Annotated in this window: 12 protein-coding genes; 2 read left to right on the top strand and 10 right to left on the bottom strand. The window is 55.7% G+C overall.

The annotated features are described in order from the left end of the window. Positions 1-3 precede the first annotated feature (3 nt). Both G403_RS0115010 and G403_RS0115000 read left to right on the top strand, forming a co-directional pair. Positions 4-339: an Arc family DNA-binding protein gene (locus G403_RS0115010; RefSeq protein WP_084404059.1), complete on the top strand. Its 336-nt coding sequence runs from the start codon at positions 4-6 to the stop codon at positions 337-339. 386 nt (positions 340-725) lie between these two features. Then, a complete protein-coding gene (locus tag G403_RS0115000) occupies positions 726-905 on the top strand; it encodes a hypothetical protein (protein WP_027854708.1) in 180 nt (59 codons plus the stop codon). A 5-nt stretch (positions 906-910) separates the two neighbouring features. On the opposite strand, the gene G403_RS0114995 is transcribed toward G403_RS0115000, so the two are convergent. Genes G403_RS0114995 through G403_RS0114950 form a run of 10 tightly spaced genes read right to left on the bottom strand, consistent with a single transcriptional unit; the run spans position 911 to position 20,331 of the window. Then, positions 911-9,925 (bottom strand): LPD38 domain-containing protein, encoded by a 9,015-nt coding sequence (locus G403_RS0114995; protein ID WP_027854707.1) that lies wholly within the window; start codon positions 9,923-9,925, stop codon positions 911-913. Between the two features lie 37 nt (positions 9,926-9,962). Continuing rightward, entirely contained in the window at positions 9,963-10,913 is a 951-nt protein-coding gene (locus G403_RS0114990) for a hypothetical protein (protein ID WP_027854706.1), read from the bottom strand. Further along, on the bottom strand, positions 10,910-11,446 hold the full coding sequence (locus tag G403_RS0114985; RefSeq protein WP_156899720.1) for a hypothetical protein: 537 nt from the start codon (positions 11,444-11,446) through the stop codon (positions 10,910-10,912). The genes G403_RS0114990 and G403_RS0114985 overlap by 4 nt, the downstream gene beginning before the upstream one ends. 9 nt (positions 11,447-11,455) lie before the next feature. Continuing rightward, positions 11,456-12,496, bottom strand: coding sequence for a hypothetical protein (locus G403_RS0114980; protein WP_027854704.1), 1,041 nt, complete (start codon positions 12,494-12,496; stop codon positions 11,456-11,458). A 9-nt stretch (positions 12,497-12,505) separates the two neighbouring features. Continuing rightward, the gene (locus G403_RS0114975) at positions 12,506-12,865 is read right to left on the bottom strand and encodes a hypothetical protein (RefSeq protein WP_027854703.1); all 360 of its coding nucleotides are present in this window, start codon (positions 12,863-12,865) and stop codon (positions 12,506-12,508) included. Beyond that, on the bottom strand, positions 12,865-15,888 hold the full coding sequence (locus G403_RS0114970) for a coiled-coil domain-containing protein (protein WP_027854702.1): 3,024 nt from the start codon (positions 15,886-15,888) through the stop codon (positions 12,865-12,867). Before G403_RS0114970 ends, G403_RS0114975 begins: the two co-directional genes overlap by 1 nt. Positions 15,889-15,931: 43 nt before the next feature. After that, positions 15,932-16,618, bottom strand: a complete 687-nt coding sequence (locus G403_RS0114965) for a hypothetical protein (protein WP_027854701.1) — start codon at positions 16,616-16,618, stop codon at positions 15,932-15,934. After that, on the bottom strand, positions 16,615-18,156 hold the full coding sequence (locus tag G403_RS0114960; RefSeq protein ID WP_027854700.1) for a tail fiber domain-containing protein: 1,542 nt from the start codon (positions 18,154-18,156) through the stop codon (positions 16,615-16,617). Before G403_RS0114960 ends, G403_RS0114965 begins: the two co-directional genes overlap by 4 nt. A gap of 1 nt (position 18,157) precedes the next feature. After that, positions 18,158-19,636: a hypothetical protein gene (locus G403_RS0114955; protein ID WP_027854699.1), complete on the bottom strand. Its 1,479-nt coding sequence runs from the start codon at positions 19,634-19,636 to the stop codon at positions 18,158-18,160. Beyond that, positions 19,633-20,331 carry a phage adaptor protein gene (locus G403_RS0114950; protein WP_027854698.1) on the bottom strand — a complete coding sequence of 233 codons (699 nt, stop codon included), beginning with the start codon at positions 20,329-20,331 and terminating at the stop codon, positions 19,633-19,635. Before G403_RS0114950 ends, G403_RS0114955 begins: the two co-directional genes overlap by 4 nt. Positions 20,332-20,347: the final 16 nt, after the last annotated feature.

Genomic DNA, 20,347 nt, shown 5'->3' with positions numbered 1-20,347 from the left:
CAGATGGAAGATAAACGCCCAACTCCGTATCCGCTACGCATGCCCACAGGGATGCGACAAGCGCTTGAGTCATACGCAAGAACCAATGGTCGCAGCTTGAATGCGGAGATTCTTGCTCGCCTGGAATTCACCTTTGAAATCGAGGATGAACTGCCGAGATGGGAGGAGCAGTACGGTATATCAGCAGTGAGTGGCTTCTATGACTCGCTCATCCCGATCTTCGAGAAGATGGCCGCAAAGGTCGCCGATATTGAGGCTGGCGGCATGGGTAGCTTTGATATGAGAGATCAGCTCGAAAAAATCCAGCAAGACTTGGCCGATATCAAGAAAAGACTGTAGTCAAGTTCGGGACATGCTGCCGTTCAGCAGCATAGGTAAACAGGTCTAAACGAATAATCAAGGAAGGTGGTGTTATGGGATTTGGCGGAATCAGCGTCTGGCAGCTAATCATACTGATTGCGGTATTCGCCCCGGCTATTCATGTTCTTGTGTCGGAACGATCGCACGGCGGCGCAAAATTCGGGTGGTTTCTAGCCATTCTTTTCTTCTCGTGGGTAGGCTATATCGTATTCCTCATAGTTACACAATCCACAAAAGATAGTCTCAGCAGGCGGCGCGACCAGGCATAGAAAGCTACGCAAAAAAAACGAACGAAAAGAACCATACCCTTGTGTCGCAGGAGGTTGTAGGCTGAAAGCTGATCGGTTTACTGGGCTGGAGGTATCGTGGATCTCGGGACTGCTATAGGCGCTATCGCCACGCTGTTCGTTCTATCGCTCTTGATTGTCTATCACGGCAACGTGTTCCATTACAGGGATCAGAACATGACGACCGTACTCCTCGTCATGGCTGGGATTCCGCTGTTCTTCATAGTGATTGCCCTGTTTGGCGCCATCCTTGGCTGATCATCCTATTCCAGCACCTTAACCACCCTCTCCGTGAGGAGGTTGCGCTGTGTCGTCAGTAGATCGATCCGGTGGCGCTTCGCCTCCGCACTCAGGCTCTTATTGGCCCGTGTTAGCTTGATTTGAGCGTTGATCTTGCTGAGCTGTCGCTGCGTTCGGTTCATGAGTTTGCGATAGCGCAAGGTATTCTGATTCTCCCCAAGCAGCTGCGCCGCCTCGGTAAACTCGCCCAGCTTGCGCAGATGCTGGATGTCGGCGTATATCATATTGACCTCCCGCAGACTGTCGTAAAACTCGGTCCCGTATCGTGTGTAAGGCTTGGGTGCGGAATCATCCCGGAAGAAACGCCGGATTGGCTGGTACTCATGCCAGCGCTTATAGGGTTCCTCCACTCCTCGCGCATTCTTGGAGATCACATCGATAGTACTGGCGCCCATTGCACCCACCCACCCAAGATAGCCTTGAATCAGAAAATCCACCTGCACCGGGCTCAGAACAAGGGTATCGCTCAGTATGCCGGTCGTATTCCGAGTAACCCACGATAGCGCGCGCGCAACGTCGGTCGTATTGGCTCGAACTCGGTTTTCAGGACTCAACCGCAACATTGACAGCGACTCTATATCTCGCTGTGTGAAGCTATCCTTGTTCGCGTACAGATCGAACATCGGCTTGGCGATCTGAGGGATCGGGTTGAATGCGAAGGTGTCCGTTAGGATGTGCCCCAGGCGCTCCGCAAACAGCTTTCCATCCTTGGTATCGTCAACCGCCTGCTCAAGGGAACGTTCGGCCATGGTGGCTATCGCGCCAATCTCAAACGGTTTGGGGATTGTGAAATGCGCATCCCCGATCCAGAAGTGCCAGTAAGCATCCCGCTCCCAATCTTCCAACTCTTTGAAGCGGTCATCATCCAGGTTCGCCAGATAGAGCGCGATGGTTGCAGCCGTGAGCGCTCCAACAACAATACTAAAGCGCTGCGCCGCCTGGCGGTCTGTCATGGAAACCTCTTCACCACCGAGCATGTGCTTAATCACGTTAAAGCTTGGCTTGATGCCGCCCCGGTACAGACGGTCCAGGCCCACCAGACGAGCATTCAGGAACGGCACCACATCCGTCAGGAACTTAATCGCAGGCCATGCACCCTGACTGGAGAAGTCCATCAGGTCTCGGGCCTGGAATGCCGCGTACAGTTTCCCCTTCTCTAGGTTCTGTTCATAGATCGCTGCCCGGTTGGCGTTCTCCATGGTGTCACCGTAGCCGGTGTATTGATCCCAAACGGTACGCCATAGGCCCGGGACATCCTTGGGTGACTTGATGACCTTGGCCCCTTTGATCTGCCGCTGAATGCCCGCCTTAAGCGCATCGATATCACCGGCACCGTAGATGTGGCCAAAGCTGAACGCCGCGCCAGAGGCCAGCATATCACCCCTGACCTGGCCTTTATTGCCTGGTGCCCCATACGCCTTGGCGCCTTTATAGACGTTCTTGAAGGCGTTGTAACTCATATTGCCGATAGCGATGGACTGCAACGCATCGCGCATCGTGTTGGCCACCACAAACTGAGGCGAGATGGTTGTGAATGATGTGAAGGTGCGCTTAAAGCTGCGCATCAGTCGTCGGCTAGCTGTGTTGCTACCGATGTCCGACAGGGCGCTCAGCGATTCAAAAACCAGTTCATCTTCGATATCAAACCAGACCTTTTCCCCGTTTTCGAGCACATAGGTGGATGATTTCTTATTGCGACCGGTTTCGGTGGTGCGAGTGGCTACACCGACGATCTCAGCATTCTTTAATGCCTGACGCGCTGCGTTGTTCTTGAGCGACGCCGATAGAAGGTGTTGGAAGTTCATCAGCGTGTTTTCCAGCAGGTCGTTAACCTCCTGTTTTCCACCTTTCAGTCGCTTATAAGCCTCCTGTCGGCTCAGACCCTTTGAGATTCTTGGGCCCTTTACGCCCTCCTCTTCCATGACACGATAGAAGGGAACATAGAACTCATCCCGCCACATAGCCCGGTTGTCAGCCGTAATAATTCCAGCTTCTTCAGCGATGGCCAGTACGTCGTCACGGTGCTGCTGGAACTCCTTAAATACCTGGTTATAGATCAGCGCACGCGGCTTACCGTCCTTCGTTTTGCCGCGATTGAGCTTTACGCCTTCAGCCACTTCTTCAGCCGTGAATAGGCGCTCATCAATCGCGGCGGCATCATTTTCCCGCTTGATAACAGCATCCGCATCCTTGATCGCCTTGTTGAGTTGGCGGATCTTGAGGGGTGATAGCTCAGGCTCCTTCAGCATCGCCTGAAGATTTTCTTTCTCTGCTTTGGCGGCGGCGGCGCGATCCCGGGCATCCTGCGCTTTCGCCATAATGCCCTGTGAGCGGTTAGCTGCAATCCAACCAAGGAAGCGCTCGATCTCCTCGGTGGAGCCAAGCTGCTTAAGTACATCCATCAGCCCTTTGTGTTCACCAGGCTTAAGCTCAACCACTCCATCCGTGAATTGGATGCGACCATGCGTCAGCATGGCTGACAGCGCACCATCCGCTGCATGGGACATTTTTGAAAGAACCCAGGAGCTAAACCGGGTGCGATTTTCCACCACATCATTACCCTGGGCTTTCTTATCCAGCTCCAGCAGCGAGGCATACCGGTCCACCATGCCCTGACGAGTCTTTAGCCCGATATTATCCATGACGCCAGTAATGCGTTCCTTGAGCTTCTGGGTCGTTGTTTTTGGGCCTATCTTGTTAAGGAAGGATGCCTGATTGTCCGATAGATCATCGAATTGTTCCGCGGTCTCGGAGCGGGAGTAGCGAGGAGCATCATCACCTTCCGTGCCTTCCTCCCGCGAATACATCAGTTCATTGAACTGCCGCACAAAGCGTGGATCGTGAGTGGTATAGGTGATCGCTGTTTCGCCTTTTTTCACCGCATTACCGGCAGCGGCCACAATGCGCAGCAGTTCCACATCACTGAGTCGATTCAGGCGCTCGCCAAAGCGAGTCTTACCGAACAGTTTGCGCAGGCCTTCACGGACCAGGTGCGCGATCTTCTGGATGATATCGGGCTGTATATCGCCACGCTGGGCGATATGCGCAACCACCTCATCCGCCATCATGCGGTTGCGCTGTTCTTTACTCCAGGTTTGAGCGTTTTCCCAGTCGGCGGACAGGTTAAAGCCGTATTTCTTCTGAAGGCGCTTGATGCCATTCAGTCCGCCCAGCCTGTTCCACATACGCTCCATGTGGTAGCCATAGGCTGGACCATAGAGTTGCTTTAAGCCGTAGTGCCCCAGCACCTCATGAAAAAGCACGCGCTCGACATCTTCTCGGGTATGGAGTTTATCCGCGATCAGGTAAACTTTACCGTCATGAAAGACGCCCTCTACCTGGCCTGCTGCATTGCCCTCATTTATGGCTGCTTTAAGATCCGCAGGCAGGTCAGACTCCCGCTGAACAACCGTCATGTCGGGTTTATTCGACCAGTCAGCAGTGATCCGGCCGATGATCGCTTCTACCTCCCCTCGCGTGACGGGCTGAAAATCATACGAATTCCGACGGGAGAATCGCGCCTCACCAGCGAGCAAGTCGCGCACCAGCCCCCCAGCCTTAGACCGGGGCCCCAGGATCTTCGCCAGCCCCCCGAGGGCTTGTGCTGACTCACCTGAATCAAGATCGCGCAGGTGCTGGATAGTGCCTTCACGGTCACGCTGAAGTGCGCTTTCAATAGCCTTGTGTGCTTTTGGGGATGCCCACTTTCGTGTCTCGGCGGCCATTTCATTAGCGCCATCACGCATCCATCCAGCGATATCAGCGACAAGCTGGGTGATACGCTTGTGATCTGCGCTTAGTGCCTGATCAGCCTTCACGGCCTCGGGGCGCATCCCGTAAAGTGCGTCACCAATGCGTTTACGCTGGGCCCGCAGCCGATCCACCCGCTTCGTATACTCATCCATGTGCCGCTCATTGCGGCTGTTGGCCTTATCCATGTTGCGGCCACTGCGCCCGGTCACTACCCATGACGGGTTGTTGGCACTGAATCGCGCATCCCATCGGGTAAACTCGGCCTGAGCCTCCAGGTAGGGTTCAATCAGTTCTTTGGCTTTTGCCTTTTGTTCCGGGGTGTCCAGCGTGTGCTTGCGCCCAGCCAGTTCATTCAGCAGGTTTTCCGCTTCGCTGCGAAGCTCTGCATTCAGGTCACGGCCCCGCCCCATATGGGTGGCGCGGTTGTAGTCGTCCGCCAGCTGTTGATCGATCTTCGGTACCTCAACCGTGACGCCATGGGCGGTGACGGTATCACTCTCAGTATTTGCTGTGGTTGCCTCAACTACGCTAATACCTAGCTTTGACTTTGCATCGATGATCGCTTTCTGGCGGGTAGACTCAAAACCAGACTCGATATCACGCATGAACTTATCACCGGCCACCATGGTCCCGGTTGCGCGCTCAAGTCTGTCGGCGACCTGTAGTACCTTCTGCTCAAAACTTTCTCTGCGACGTTCGGCTGTGCCAGCTTCTGCCAGGCGTGATACTTCGTTAATCAGGTCGGTGGCGTCAGAATCAGGAACCGCTGTCGGTGTTTGCGTGGCACCAAGGAGATCGGTCTGTCCGCCTGCTGTCGCTACATCGGCAGGCGCATTTGAACCGGATAGGCGAAAGTCGTTGAGCTCGGCATCCGCCTGGGCTTTTTGCTCGGCAGTGCGGTCCGCTTCAGCTTGCCGGGCACGTTCCGCCCGAGAGGCCTGTTCCCGCTCGGCAAGGTCTGCTTCGGTGTAGCTGGTTAGGAGGGGCTCCGGGTCGATGTCGCCCCAGATGTCGGCGGCATCTTCGTCTGTGAGCGGTCGGGAACTGTTCCACGGGATGTCTTGGTCTGCCCAGTCTTTCGCTGATTCATTTTCTCGTCCGCCAACCTCATTACTTTCTCTGGATCGAAGGCCCGCTTCTTCCGCGCGTTGTCGCTCATTATCTAGCTCCACGGCCGCCCTGGCGGCATCGTCTTTGTTACGGTTCAGTATATCGCTGATAACATTATTGGGCACACCTGCATCCCGGGCAGCGATTACCTGGTCGGCCAGCACGTCATCAATAGGCCTGCTATTCGATTCAGCCTCCTGGAATCGCGCCTCCTCTTCAGCTTCGCGGTCCATCTGCTGCATCTGACCCTCTGGCGTAAGTACGCGGTCGCCTCGCAATGAGCGGTCCAGCTTATCCTGGAGATCAGCGTAGGACTCAACATACCCAAACTGACGAAGGTATTCGGTCATCTCGTCCAGGGTGCGCCCACCGCGACGCGGGAACACGTAACGAATTCCGGCGGCGCGCCGCGTAAAGTCGGCAGGATCCACGCCCTCTGCAGAGTCGCGACTAATGCCGCCACCCAGCGCAATAGCGGCCATCAGATCGTCACTGTTTGGATCTGGCTCACGGTTATAGCGACGCTTGGCTTTCTGTGCTTGCGCTGCCTGCTGCGCCATACGCCGGTCTTCAGCGGCCTGTTGTTCTGCCTCAATACGGCTGGCTTTTTCGGCGTCGACTTGAACAGCAAAGCCGCCCTCCACCGGAACGACTTGAGCAGTGTCCTTGTTACGCCGGAACGGCAAAGAGGCAAAGGGGCTGCCGTTGGATTTGAATTTCAGGGGTTTAGCGCGCGTGCGTTCATCGGTCGCGTCAATTGCCTGGTCGCCAAAAGCTGAGCCGTCGAGCGCTTGCCGAATACGAGACTCCATGCTCTTTCCGAATGACAGTCCGCCTTCGATCTCAGCACCCTTGAACGGGAACCGCCCCTCCCTCAGCTTCTGGCGGATCGCTTGGGGCTCGCCAAGCACGCGAACACTGGCATCAGTGGGCTCGATGCGGAATGACGCCTGCTCTTTCTGCGCGCCGCTCACGCGGAGGTCATCTAATTTATTACGGCTACTCTCAAGGGACCGCTCAGTCATTCGGCGCTTGTCGTCTGCCAGCTTATTCCCAAGCGTGTCTCTACCAGATTGCAGTAGTAGTTCAGCCTCTCGGATACTGTTCTTAAGCTCCTGGGCCCGGACGGGATCGCTGAACTCTTGAGGAGGGCTTGCCTGCTCGCCGACTGGGGCAGCTTGAGCGCCTGCATCCTGCTCAGAACTTGGGAAATCCTTAACCAGCGACACCAAGTCGTTGATCGGCGCTTTTAGCTGAATGACTTTGACCGGCTCGCCAGTCTCACGCTTGGCCATCCACTGGTGATGACCGTCTACAACATGACCATCAGCCGATACCAGGATCGATCGGTCTCCACCGGTAAACTCTCGCGCCTTCTGGACCTTAGCGGGCGAAAACTCGGCCTGCGTCGGCTTCAATACTCGAGGATCTACCTCGGTCTGCTCATGCTCTACGCCCCGGGCATTCAGGTAGTTAACCAGAGCCCCTCGGTCCTCGGCTTTTACCTGGGGCATTTCAGAGCGCGGAACATTCAAAGTGCCCGACTCAGGCGTGAAGCGAGCCCAGTCTTTATCGATCTGCTCGCCGGTAATGCGCGGGGTAGCTTGATCCGATTGAATATCTGCATCTGGGGCAGACCTGGACAGCTGATTGTTCGCCTCCTCCGATCTGAGGACGACATATTGAAGCGCCTCATCGTGACCGTATCCAGCCAGGCGCAGCTTGGCATACCGAATCTGAGAAGGCCTATCTCCACCGCCGCTCAATGTCAGTGACGCATCTTCGTAGTTTTCTGGCTCGGTCTCTTTGAGCTTGCCTAAAAAGTCGCCATACGATTTAACGCCTTGGAGCGCCACCGCATCGCTCATGCCGCCCATTACCATGCCACCAGATCGCTTCCCTTGACCTTTCGGCATATCACCCCAATCCACTTGGTAGGATGATGCGAGATTACCGTCCGTTTGCTGGATGAGCTCGTCGACTTCCGCATGGGTCATGGATGATAGCGGCCGTCTTTGGGTCTGTGCGCTATCTGTAACTTCAACTTCCCCAGCCCGCACAGCCTCAACGGTCTGAATGGCTTCGACCTGCTCTGCGGTGCGTTCACGCAACTTGGTGCGCAAACCCTGATTGCGCAGCATCTGCATCTGACGGTATTGCTTGGGCGTGATAGCACGAGTTGCGTTACCTGGCGGCAGACGCTCAGGCTGGCCCTGTGCGGTGCGTTCGACCGTATTGCGGCCTACGCCGTCGTATTCGGTTGGAGTGGGCGTGAAGGTGCGTTCCGGGCGCTCACGGCCCATATTGATATGTCCGGTGCCGGGTGGGAGTTCTGCCGGGCGTCGTCCGGGCGGCAGTTCGGTGCTGCGGTCCAGCTCGCCAGTGATCGGTTCGCGGCGGTAAGGGGTCTGACCCTCTTGCCCGTAGCGAGCACTAAAGTCATCAGCCTGGCGCTGCTCTCGTAGCGCCTCCAGGTCTGCCCGTGCCGTGCGGTATGCCGGAGGTTCTTCGGCATAAATGATGCCTGATTGAATGGGCCTCTCGCTGCGCTGCTGCTTAATCGACGCAGGTCCTGCAACAGCGCTCGGCTGATCATATATCGCACCGCGACCGCCTGATGCTTCTTTGCTGACCACCAGGTCGCCACCCTCGACGGCACTCGGGCCAAAATCGAATACATAGGGGGCTGGAAATTGGTCTGCGATGGGTTTGATGCGATCGTTCACTTCGGTGGCAGATCGGTACAGACGGTTACCTCGGTCCGCATACTGACCCGCGCGCACCTCATCACCGGTACTGCGGGCCTGTTCGGCCTGCTGATAAAGGCGCTTGGCCGTTACCAATTGTGCAACTTCATCAGTGAAGCCCATGCGCTCGGCGACGGTGATTAGACCATCCAGGCCATCTAGTCCTCGAGTGGTGTTGCGCTCACGATTAACCGCAGGGGCTTCATAGTCGGCGGGGTTGATCTGGCTTACTGTTCGCGTCAGCTCATCTGTTTTTTCTTGAGCGGCCGCCTTGGGAATCTCATCGACCGCCGTTTTGGCCTTGGCGATCTCCTGGTCCAGGGCGTCACCACCTTGCTCGGCGGCCTGCTGCCCGGCTTGCTCGATACGCTGATTGGCGTCATCCATGGGGCGTCTGGCATCAAGCGCTGCAGCTACCACATCACCAGGCGCAGTAATTAGCTCCAACAAGCCTTCGGCAGCGAGCTCCCCAGGCGTAACCTCCTCACCCACAGCTTTGGCGCCAGCGTACTCACCGGCTGCACCACCGCCTGCCTGGAGCGCCATTTGAGCCGCAACGTTAGTGGCCTGATTGGGACCTATCTTGACGGGGATCATACCGGAAGTGGTCGCGTCGACTGCGGCTTGCGCCCCTGTTCGCCTGGCCGCTCTACCAATGGCGTCACCAAAGTTATCGATATCGCCTTCCATATACCTCGCGGTATTGGGGCCAAGCGTTGCGGACGATGATGCTACACCCCCACCCATCCCCATTCGCAGGATCTGAGATGCCTTGCCTGTACCTTTCACCAGAACGCCAGCACCCTTGGTGCCGAGTATCTGCGCCAACACCTGCGGCGCCTGCTCGGATAGTGTATCCAGCAGAAATCCTGTCGTATCTGGTGAATCATTCACTTCCCTGGCAAATGCCACTATCGCATCAAGCCCACTCTCCGCGCTGTTCGCTGCGTCGATAGCGCGCGCCATCTCAGGGCGCTGCGGCAAGGAAGCAATGGCTTCTTCGTCTCTCAGTATGTCCCGCTTATCCGTATCGGCCTCTTCCTGAAGCCAGCGCCCAAACGTAGACTCTCTGACGCTCTCCGGCAGGGCGTCCATGACAGTATCACCAAGCCATGCACCTGCAGCATTGAATGTCTGATTGGCTCTAAGCAGGCCGCGCTTTAGCGACGAGGCTGCACCTCCCCCTTGATCTTCGTATTGTCGAATTTCTAGTTCGCGTGGCGACAGGATTGCCTCTTCACGAACCTGTGACATTGGCTTGTTGCCGAATCGCTCCGGCATTAACTGGGGAAGGGCTTCAACAATCTGATCGTCGCTGAAATTCTTGAGGTCCGGATTGGCATCACGGAGCCTGGATAGGTAATTCATGGATGCGTGTCCTCACGACAGGCTGGGAGATAACAGTTTACATGCCGGCCAGCTTTTTAGCCTTCTCCAGATAATACGGATTAGTCTTCAGGTGAGGCATGGCCACCTCTATGAGTCGTGGGTCAATCGGGGCGCCTTCACCTACCGCTTCCACGATCTGTTCATAGGCCTGCCCGGCCTCTGCGCCTGCGCCGAAGTCAAAGTAGCTTCCGACCTGCTCAAGAAGCCCGGGGCCAGACTGGGCCGGTTCGGCTGCTGCTCTCCCGGAACGGCGCACTTGCGGAGGCGTTGCTTGCTCCGACGACGGAGCTGCATCCGGATCATTTAGCGTGAGCTTTCCGCTCTGGGCAGCTTGAATTAATGGATTGCTTCCGCTCGCCTGTCCGCCCTGTAGCTGCTGAAGCGCCTCCTGTTTGAATTGTGCCTTTGCGGCCTCTCGAATCCCGCCATACTCCTTAAAGTCAGCACCGTCTCCAGAGAGCCATCCAGCCATGGAATCAACGCGCTCATTGGCTATCTGCTCGGCCTTGGCATCCATTTCAGGGGTAATACCGCTGCCTGCGCCACCATTGCTAATCATCTGCCCGGTCGCAGAGTCGAATACTGCGGTGACATTCCCGACACCGTCATCAATCGGCTTAAACCGGCCGGACTTCAAGCCGCCCCCCATTTCCGCGAGCTCAACATCATGGCCGTGCTTAATTCCAGCCAGTTCAACACTTCGATTATGGTTGGCCGCATCCCGCGCAGTCTGGTACTTATTACTCTGCGCCAGTTCACCCATGCGGTATCCGTGCTGGCTTTCATCTCTCTGCACCTGGAAATTGTTTTGCATCTCCAGCCGGGCCCGCGCCTTCGCGTCCTCGATATCAATCAGCTCCTTCTTCAGGTCAAACTCCTCCCGGCGCTTCGCCACCTGCTGCGCCGCTGTAGCGCCACCCTGGACACCACCCAGTAGAGCATGCCCCAATAGTCCGCCTAAGCTCATGCTGCCCCCTTGCGCTTCTGTTGCGCTGCCTGATCGGCTTGGTCAATCTGCTGAATAGTGGATTGGTACTCCTGCCGTTCCTCTTGCGGCAGGACCTTCTTGGTGCCCTGGCCGACTTTCTCCATGCCTTCGTAGAACGCCTGTTGAGCCACCTGGTTGGCTTCTTCCTTCTTAACCACTCCGGCTTCCATTGCCAGATCGGTCACGGCTTGGGAGAGCTCGAGCGTTGCCTTGATCACCATTAACGGCGGCAACTGCTTACCCTGCTCCTTTACATCCATGACAATCTTCTGAGCAAGACGCCCAACGATCACGCCGATATTTTCAGCCGGTGAACCGGGCATCTTGAGGCCCTGCTGGATCATCTGGACGCCCTGTTCGGAATAGAGGAACTTCAACGCCATCACGATCAGTCGCTGATAGAACTCTTTCTGTGGATTTGGCTTCCCGGGCTGCGCTTGCAGCCCCTGTGGCTGCGCTGGTTGCGGTGCTGCCGGCTGCTGAGCCTGCGGCATTTGAAGTAGTCCTGCCATGCTGTCTCCTTACGCCCAGGCACTGAGGGCGCGGCTACTGAAGTTGTTGAGGTGGGATGAATAGTTACCGAACTTGGATTGGTAGCCGGTGGTGGTTTGCGAGGGTGCGGGCTGCGCTTTGGATGCCGTTGCTACCTGGTTGGTATTTAGGAGGCCGGTTGCTGAGGGGGATTGGGTGTTGGTGTTGTCCTTTCCGATACTGTCGGCACTAGCCTTGCCTAAAGCATCGGCACCATAAGCCTTCCCTAGAAGAGTGCCCGCTATCATGCCTGGCGCCCCAAAGGCCGCACCACCCAGGGCGCCGCCAACCTTTCCACCCAGTAAGCCGCCCGCCAAATTTGACACCTGGCCTTTAAGCGATCCGCCGATCGCGCCAACCGTATCACGCTCCATTCCATAGGCATCACGAAAGTTAGCTGACTGGACGGCATCAATAGCCGCATTTACGCCAACGCCTAATGCTGGATTGATGCCATACGACAAAGTACCAACAAGCCCGTTCTTGGCTGTGTTTGCGTAGGCCTCATCAGCTGCCTCCATGGCTGACTCGCTGTAGCCGCGCGACTGGTTTTCTCGGTCGGTAAACCCCTGTCTGTCGGAAGCAGTGCTCGGGTTGTAACCATCAATATCGCGCATCTTGAGTGTTGCAGCAGTGAGAGCTGGAGCATCCAGCTTGGCGATATCCTCCGGGCTTTCTTTGAGCGCATCCCGCCGATCCATCGATGTGGCCCTGGCCGCTCTGGTCTGGCTTCGTGGCGCGCTTTTGAACGCACTCATCGCACGAGCCGCTATGTCGCTATGCCCGCCCGATGCCCCCCCGCCAACCGCTGTGGCCATTCCGCTATCGATGGCGTCCTTGGCCGCCTCGCGCATGCCGAAATTATCATTGTATCCAGCGCTTCCGTTAGGGCCGCCACTACCCCCAGAATTACTGTCGAAGCCACCGCCACCAAACTGGCCGGCAGCATCCATGCCATCTAATCCACCAGAGCCAAACCCCCAGCCATTCACCATACCCAGGGACAAACGCCATTCAAATGAACCTCGCATTCCGCCCCCTTAGTATTTCTTGTACGGCGTGGCCAGCAAGCCGGTGCCACCGGTTAAATTGGTCGTGTGCGATCCATACCCCTGACTGCCCGACGACGGGCGGCGCGCATTGAAGCGCTCCTCCTGCTTCAGCTTTTTCTCGTAGTAGTCTTGCTGCTCCTTGGCGCTGAGATACTGAAGGCCTGCCGAGGCCGCCCCGGCAATCGCGCCAGTTGCAGTCGGGTTCTCTTCCATCCAGTCAAACGCCTTGCTGGCATAGTCACCAACAGTGTCGAATAGGTCTCCGAAATCGAGCCCACTGGTGGTTGGTACACCTTGGGTTGATGCCGCTTTCATCCCAAGGCTTGTGAGGTCGCTTAACAGTCCCATCATGCACCCCCTTCAAGCGATACACCCGGGGCTGCCGGCATTTCCGCCATATCAAGCCAGTCGAAATTCCAGGTAGGCATGTTGGAGTAGAGCTGCCGGGTAAAGGCCAGATCCGCGTCGCGTCGCGCGATTGTGTTCTGGATCATCGTATCCTTCTCCTCTTGTGTCATACCGGTCGCCACTTCAATCTCATTGATGGAGACGGCGGCGTTATCCGTTATGTCGTTGATTGCATCGACATAGCGCCCCTGCAGATTGGCGGACGTGGTTTTTGCCAGGCTTTCGTTGTTGTATTTGTTTTCCTGTTCAAGCAGCCCTAGTTGTTGCTGTCGATCCAATTGAGCCTGCTCGGCCTGTACCCCTGTCTGCCAAGCTGAGTGCTCCCGATCCAGTGACGACTGGTCTGAAACAAAATCCTGTTCCATCTGGAGCAATCCTGTGCGCTGCTCTCGATCCAGTGAGTTCTCGGACGACTGCCATTCGCGCTGCGCCTGCTGAAGCGCTTGCTGCGCTGTAATTTCCTTGTCGGCCAGCATGATTTGCTGCGCCCGATCCATTTCCGCCTGAGAGGCTTGGAATTGCTGGCCCATTTCCGTCAGCTGAACTGACTGATCCCGATCCAACCCAGCTTGCTGTGCTTGAAACTCCTGGCGTGACAGTTCCAGCGCCCGGGTGGCATCGATCTCCTTATTGGCCATCAGTATTTGCTGCGCCCGATCCATCTCTGATTGGGATGCCTGGAATTGCTGGCCAAGCTGAGTCAATTCCATAGCCTGAGTTCGATCAAGCTGAGATTGCTGAGATTCAAACTCCTGCCTGGCCGCTTCCAGTGCTTGAGTCGCCCCGATCTCCTTATCTGCAAGGATGATCTGCTGCGCCCGATCAATCTCGGATTGGCTTGCTTGAAACGACTGGGCTTCTCTTGCCAGGTCGGCCGCCTGAGTACGATCCAATCCCGCTTGCTCTGACTGGAATGATTGCCGGGACTGCTCTAACGCTTGGGTGGCGTTAATTTCTTTATCTGTCAGCATAAGCTGCTGAGCCCGGTCACGCTCTGCCTGGCTTGCCTGGAACGTCTGGGCCTCACGCGCCAATGATGTTGCCTGGTTTCGGTCAAGCCCGGCCTGCTCCGCTTGGAATGCCTGCCTTGATTGCTCAAGGGCTTGCGTGGCATCGATTTCCGTATTGGTGAGCATAATCTGCTGCGCGCGGTCGAGCTCGGCTTGCGATGCCTGGAAGCCCTGCTCTTTAGCAATCGCCTCAAGCTGGAACTGCTGTTCGGTTGCGAGGTTTTGTTGAGTGTATTCCTGGGTTTGGGCATTCAGCTGTTGCTGGAGACTATTTGCAAGCTGCATGTCACCGCGGTTGTACGCGTTCTGAATTGCCGCCATACCCTCTTCTATCGCAGCCGCCTTGTCCATCTGGTTCATCTGGCGTGCAAAATCAGCCGCTGACTGCGCCTCATTAAGCTGCTGCTGAAGCTGCATGTTCTGCTGGGTATATCCCTGCTCCATCTGCAGCCTGTCGCGCTGGTTGGTGTTTTCAAGGTTGATATTCTGTTGCGTGTACTGCTGCTGGAGTTCGGCCATCTGCTTGTCGATGCTTGCCGCTTTATCCATTTGGCCCATTTCGCGCGCGAAGTCGGATTGAGCCTGGAGTTCATTTAGCTGCTGTTGCAACTGCATGTTGTCGCGCGTAAAGCCTTGCTCTGTTTGTAGGTTCTGCTGCGTAAATCCTTGCGTCTGTTGGTTGAGCTGCATTTGAAGCTGGTTGGCCAATGCCATATTGCCCTGCTCCAGCGCATTCTGCAGCTGAGTCATTTGCTGCTCTATACCGGCAGCCTTATCCATCTGATTCAGCGTTCTCGCATAATCAGCCGCCGCCTGCGCCTCGTTAAGCGTACTCTCTAACTGCATGTTGGACTGCGCGTAGCCTTGCTCTTGGGCCATGTTTGACTGGGTGTACTGCTGCTGGATATCAGCCATCTGGCGCTCAATCGAAGCCGCCTTATCCATCTGACCAAGCTGGCGAGCATTATCGGCCCGTGCTTGCAGTTCGTTCAGCTGTTGCTGAAGTTGCATATTGTCGCGCGTAAAGCCTTGCTCCATTGCCATATTCGACTGAGCGAACGCTTGCTGCTGATCGTTCAGTTGTCGCTGCAGTTGGTTTGCGAGAACCATGTCGCCACGACTGAGCGCATTATCAAGCTCGGCTCTGGTTCTGGCCAAGCTGTCCTCGAGGCGGATATTTCCCTGTTCTAATACATTTGCATACCCCATCTGGCCCCGTTGAATCGTATCCGCCAGCTGCATATTGCCCTGCTCCAGCGTATTCCCGAAGGCCATCTGACCGCGTTGCAAGTAGTCAGACAGTCGCATATTGCTTTGCTCAAAGCCTTGCATTTGTTCGTTTTGGCCGCGCTGCAAGGTGTCACCAAGGCGTAGATTGTCTTGCTCAAAACCCTGGAGTTGCTGGTTCTGGCCACGCTGCAGCGTGTCAGACAGCCGCATATTGTCCTGCTCAAATCCTTGGAGTTGCGAGTTTAGTGACTGCTGGAGGCTGTTGCCTAGCCGCATATTGCTTTGCTCAAAGCCTTGGAGCTGACTATTGAGTGATTGCTGGAGATTGTTATCGAGCCGCATGTTTTCCTGCTCAAAGCCCTGAAGCTGGCTATTCAACTGCCGCTGAAAACCGTAATTCTGATCAGCAAGCCCTCTCTGTTGGGCATAATTTTGATCATTAAGCTCAGCCTGAAGTAGTCCGTTGTACTTTTGCAGATCCATGTTCGCAAACGTTGATGCGTCCTGTTGCGCCATCGGCATGGCCGCATCAATCATGGCGGTCTGAGTAGCGCCCGCAGCCATGGAACTATTCAGCAACCCGCGGCTGTTTGCATATTGTTTACCCTGGGTTTGGGCGCGCTGCATCAAAGGAGAATCCTGCTTCAGGATGTCATCCATCTGCCCGGTGACGGTGCTTTTCCGGTCTACCGTATAGGACGGTGAGTCATAATTATTCGCCATAGCGATTCCTCTGTTTCCCAACAGTGGTGAAAGGGTGTGGTCATTACAGGGATATAGCGTCTATCTGGGCTTTTGCGTCAGGGTCAGAAAGGTTGATTGCATCCAGTTTTCGCAGCGCTTCTTCTTTTGCTTGGAACTTGATTTGATAGTCTGCACCGATCGTCGCTGCAATCGCTTTGGCTTGCGATATTGAAACCGGATGTGGGTTTTTAAGCGCGTCACGAAGGATAATCTCCCCAGCTCCTGAGTAATCTGCAAGATCCGCCGCATTCTTGATGGACACTGCCGACGCCTCACCGCCTCGCCAAAGCACACCATTGAACTCGACGTATTGGTGGCACTGCGCTTGGTGATCAGCCTTGATTGCTTCGCGCTTCTCCCATCGAATATCGGACAATTCCGGCGTCGTATAGGGTCGATATGCCCACTGTTGAACCCATACACCTTCAGCTTTGGCTGGGTATGCCTCGGTGGCATACTGATCAGTCCTGGGCGTCTCTGGTCTGACATAAACTGGGACTTCTGCCGCAATAGAGTCACGCAGCGGCTGCAAGTCTTCCGACGTCCAAAAGGTGCGATCAAGCAGCGATTCGAGGTGTTTTTTGTTGCGATCAATAACAGGCTGCCAATTACTGGTGTCGCCTACAGGCTGGCCTTTCTTGAGAAGTTCAACCGAGTCCAGAGCAGCCGCGTAGATATCGGCAATCTCATCATCATTAATAACCGTCATGCCGACCTCCCGCTAGATTCCAACTCCTCAACGCGCGCCGTGAGCTCCTGTATAGCCTTAACCAGCACCGGAAGCAGTTTCCCATACCCTGCCTCCAGCTGGTTTTTATTGGCAGAGAAAACCAGTCCAGGAATTTCAATACCTGAATCTTCTTGCGCCTTCTGAAGATCCTGCGCGATGAACCCCGCATCAGGATCGCCAACCTTGCCGCCATCACGCATGTGCCATGTGAAGCGCACAGGCTGCAGGCGCTGAACAAAATCCAACCCGGCATCAAGCGGTTTTATATCCGTTTTATCTCTACGATCTGAAAGACTGGTTATCGTGGTTACTTGGCAGAGCAACGTCGAGATGGATGAGTTGCCTAATGTAATTTCGTTCACCGCACTACTGGATGATGCGGCGGCTTGGTAGCCGATAACCGTGTTATTCGCCCCTGTTGTTAGGTCATTCGTTCCAGAGTTGCCCGCGTTGTAGCCAACAACCGTATTGTTGTAACCGGTAGTAATGTCTCGTCCAGCCTGGAATCCAACAGCCGTATTATTATCCCCAGTGCTAATAGAATAGAGCGAATATGCACCGATGGCAGTTGTGTATATAGCACCTTCGCATGAATAGGCGGCACTTTTGCCTACCGCAACCATGTTCATGTTGTTTCTAGAAGCTGCACCCATCCCAGCGTTATGCCCAACGCAGACAGCACCACCGGCTGTGGCGCTTTGGTTGTACCCAGCTTTTGAGCCGATGAAAACTCCGTAGTCCTCCCCTCCTGAGTAACCTGCCTCATCACCGATTGCTATGGTTTCATCACCGCCACTTGTTCGGCCTAACCGATAGAGCGCCCTGTACCCAATAGCGATGCACTTTTCGGTTGTTTGTGGGTACCTAAACGCATCGCTTCCTATGGCGATATTCTGAAATCCGGCAGTTATATCGGAGCCCGCGTTATACCCCATGCAGACATTATGGGTACCCGACGAGATTGCATCGCCCGCGCCGGAGCCCAGCAATGTGGCGTATGGGCTTGCGGAATCGGTAACCCCGTCGAGCGCAGCGCCCGGCGCAGACGACACCCATGAAGAGCCATCGCTTGTCAGCACATTGCCAGACGTTCCGGGCGCAACCATATTGACCCCAGATGCACCATTACCAGTCAGCACGTACCCACTGGTTAGCGACGTCCTGCCCGTCCCGCCTTTCCCAATCGCAAGCGTCCCCGATAGATTTGCCGCCGGGTAGCCGCTGCAGTTTGTCAACGTTCCTGATGCAGGCGTCCCAAGCGCTGGAGTGATGAATGTTTTGTTGCTTAGCGTCTGGGTATCAGAGGTGCCAACTATATCGCCGGTCGGCGCCGTCTTGCCGGAATCTTGAAGATCGCCAGACGCATCAAGCCCTGCTAGATTGCCCGGTGCTGCCGGGACTGTTTTTTCAGCCTTGTCGCCATCTACCGATGAGAACGCCGACTCTATCGCCTCAAGGTCGGTAGCCTCCATGTAGTCGCCATCAACCTTGGAGTTTGTATAATACGGTCCCGCCATGCTACCTCCGCTTTCGACCCATAAAGTAATCGATTGTTATCCCGTTTATCTCCCAGGCCGCACTGTCTGTGGTGCTGGAGGAGAACTTCAGACTGATATATTTGGCAGTCCCGGACAGGTTGATCCTGCCATCAGCTACCGGTTGAGTACCAAGCACCATGGCGCCAAGTCGCCCGATACCCAGCGGCGTGCCGCCACGCTCGATATCGAATCCACCCAACGACTGGTTACTATCACCATCGTTATCGATCAGGCAGGTGGCTGACACATTGAGCGACTCACCACCGTTACGGCCAAGATCAACCCATAGGCGCCGGAACCGCTTCACGTGGTGAGGGTCACCCATGTCAGTAAAGGCTGTTTCTGCATACGCACTGATCGCCTGCCCGCCAAACGAGCGCCCGGACTCCATCTGGTACACGATCCCGTTATCGGCACCAAAGTAGATGCGCTCATTGCCTGAACTGTCTTCAGTGTTGGTGACACAGTGAACGACGTGAGGGAATTGGATTTGGGTGATCATCACCCGATTGGCTGCAAAGGTCAGGATGACGCCGGAGCCATCATTAAAGAACAGGCGGTATTGGTTCTTTGCGCGAACCACTGTCGCGCTAATCGCCCTCCCCCAGAGCCCCTGGATGGCGCGATCCATATCATGGCTGATGATGGCGTCATAAAAGTCAGAGGATGTATCAGACGCCGCAAAATCGATGATCCCGCGACTGTCGCAGAATCTGACTGCCGCCCCCATGGATTGAATCGTTCCCGCTATAGCGCCTGCATTGTTACCGTATTCCACCATGTTATTGGCCACCCAGTCGCTGGAACTGGTGCCTGCCAGTAGCGTGATGCCGCTGCGCGTAAAGACCCCGAGAGAGCCGTTCGGCATGACTGAGAATCCGGTAACGTTTTCGGAAACCAGCAGTTCGCCAGCCCCGGTGACCGGGGTCCATGATGATGAATTACCAATACTAGAGTGCTGCACGCTGTTTGCGAACGAAAGAAAGAGATGCTGCTTGTGAGCCGCAATATGACTCGGGACGTCTGCCGCCATTCCAGTGGTGATATCAGTCCAGGTAGAACCGTCAAACTTGAACGCCTTATGGGTGCCTGATGCACCATACATCGCGGGCGAACCGTCCATGTCTGACGTGATCATCCGGTATGTCCCGTCTGCCGTAAGGCCTGACTTAATAAGCGTCCAACCGCTGCCGGTAGATGACCACATCTGGCAGCTTGTGCCAGCGCTGTCGTTTCGAAACGCGTACAGCTTGCCGTTGAAATAATGGATGCCTCGAATGGGCCCGGAGCCAGTTATCTCGTCATCGAAAGCGGTATACCCCTCCATTCGCTGGTATCCACCACCAGGCTTAGCCTCAATGTTGACGCCTGTGCGTAGTCGGCCAGGGCTAACTTGTGTTTCGGGGGAGGTGCCGTCCACGCCGCCGCCGAGAGCGACAAATAGTGAGCGCTTGGTCATGCTAGCGGTCCAGCCATGCGTATTTTTGGCGCCTGAGAGGCCTCGAGCTGGCGAAGTAGGCGGCGATGTTTTTCTCTGCCGCGCCCAAGTACCTCATTAGCGACTTCGTAATAACCGTAATCCATCATCGCCGCGTAAACGATTAGCATGTGATAATCGGACGGCATTTCCGGGGTGTCATCATCTGCGGCGAGCACTTGACTGCCGCGGTGGTACTCACCACTCAGGACATACACGTCATTAGGTGTTGGGCCAAGCACCAGGTTATTAGATGGGTCGACAGCAACGTGCGCAGGCGGCCCGTTTGGCGTGGAACCGATCAGGTAGATCTGCCGATACTGCTCCCATGAGATCGGCGTTACCCAGTACTCGGCTGATTCGCCACTGGATTGCAGGTAGCACAGCATTTGGTTGCGCCGGTCAATGATCCATTCCCTGAATCGATCAATGGCCTCATTAGCCACAACATCCGTGCAATCGCTATAAACATAGCGCTTTGTGCCAGAAGCAGTTGTCAGCGTGAATCGGCGACGGAGCCAGCGCCAGCGGAGTCTGTTCTGGAGCTCCACATAGGCGCTAGATACCCAATCAACCGCCTTGGCATGATCACCAGTTTGCCCCACTACCGTCGTAGGCCCGGTGCTGGCATACCCAGTTTCCTGGCGATATCGTTGAACAAGTTGTAGGAAGTTCATTCAAACCTCTGCGGCC

Origin of the sequence: Marinobacterium litorale DSM 23545 (assembly GCF_000428985.1) — a bacterium.
Lineage (GTDB): Bacteria > Pseudomonadota > Gammaproteobacteria > Pseudomonadales > Balneatricaceae > Marinobacterium_D > Marinobacterium_D litorale.
This window is presented reverse-complemented; position numbering and strand designations above follow the sequence as displayed.

What these genes read in the sequence shown, in the direction of transcription:
- G403_RS0115010 (WP_084404059.1), top strand. Translation starts at nt 4, where the DNA reads ATGGAAGATAAACGCCCAACTCCGTATCCGCTACGCATGCCCACAGGG.
- G403_RS0114995 (WP_027854707.1), bottom strand. Translation starts at nt 9,925, where the DNA reads ATGAATTACCTATCCAGGCTCCGTGATGCCAATCCGGACCTCAAGAAT.
- G403_RS0114990 (WP_027854706.1), bottom strand. Translation starts at nt 10,913, where the DNA reads ATGAGCTTAGGCGGACTATTGGGGCATGCTCTACTGGGTGGTGTCCAG.
- G403_RS0114985 (WP_156899720.1), bottom strand. Translation starts at nt 11,446, where the DNA reads ATGGCAGGACTACTTCAAATGCCGCAGGCTCAGCAGCCGGCAGCACCG.
- G403_RS0114980 (WP_027854704.1), bottom strand. Translation starts at nt 12,496, where the DNA reads ATGCGAGGTTCATTTGAATGGCGTTTGTCCCTGGGTATGGTGAATGGC.
- G403_RS0114975 (WP_027854703.1), bottom strand. Translation starts at nt 12,865, where the DNA reads ATGGGACTGTTAAGCGACCTCACAAGCCTTGGGATGAAAGCGGCATCA.
- G403_RS0114970 (WP_027854702.1), bottom strand. Translation starts at nt 15,888, where the DNA reads ATGGCGAATAATTATGACTCACCGTCCTATACGGTAGACCGGAAAAGC.
- G403_RS0114965 (WP_027854701.1), bottom strand. Translation starts at nt 16,618, where the DNA reads ATGACGGTTATTAATGATGATGAGATTGCCGATATCTACGCGGCTGCT.
- G403_RS0114960 (WP_027854700.1), bottom strand. Translation starts at nt 18,156, where the DNA reads ATGGCGGGACCGTATTATACAAACTCCAAGGTTGATGGCGACTACATG.
- G403_RS0114955 (WP_027854699.1), bottom strand. Translation starts at nt 19,636, where the DNA reads ATGACCAAGCGCTCACTATTTGTCGCTCTCGGCGGCGGCGTGGACGGC.
- G403_RS0114950 (WP_027854698.1), bottom strand. Translation starts at nt 20,331, where the DNA reads ATGAACTTCCTACAACTTGTTCAACGATATCGCCAGGAAACTGGGTAT.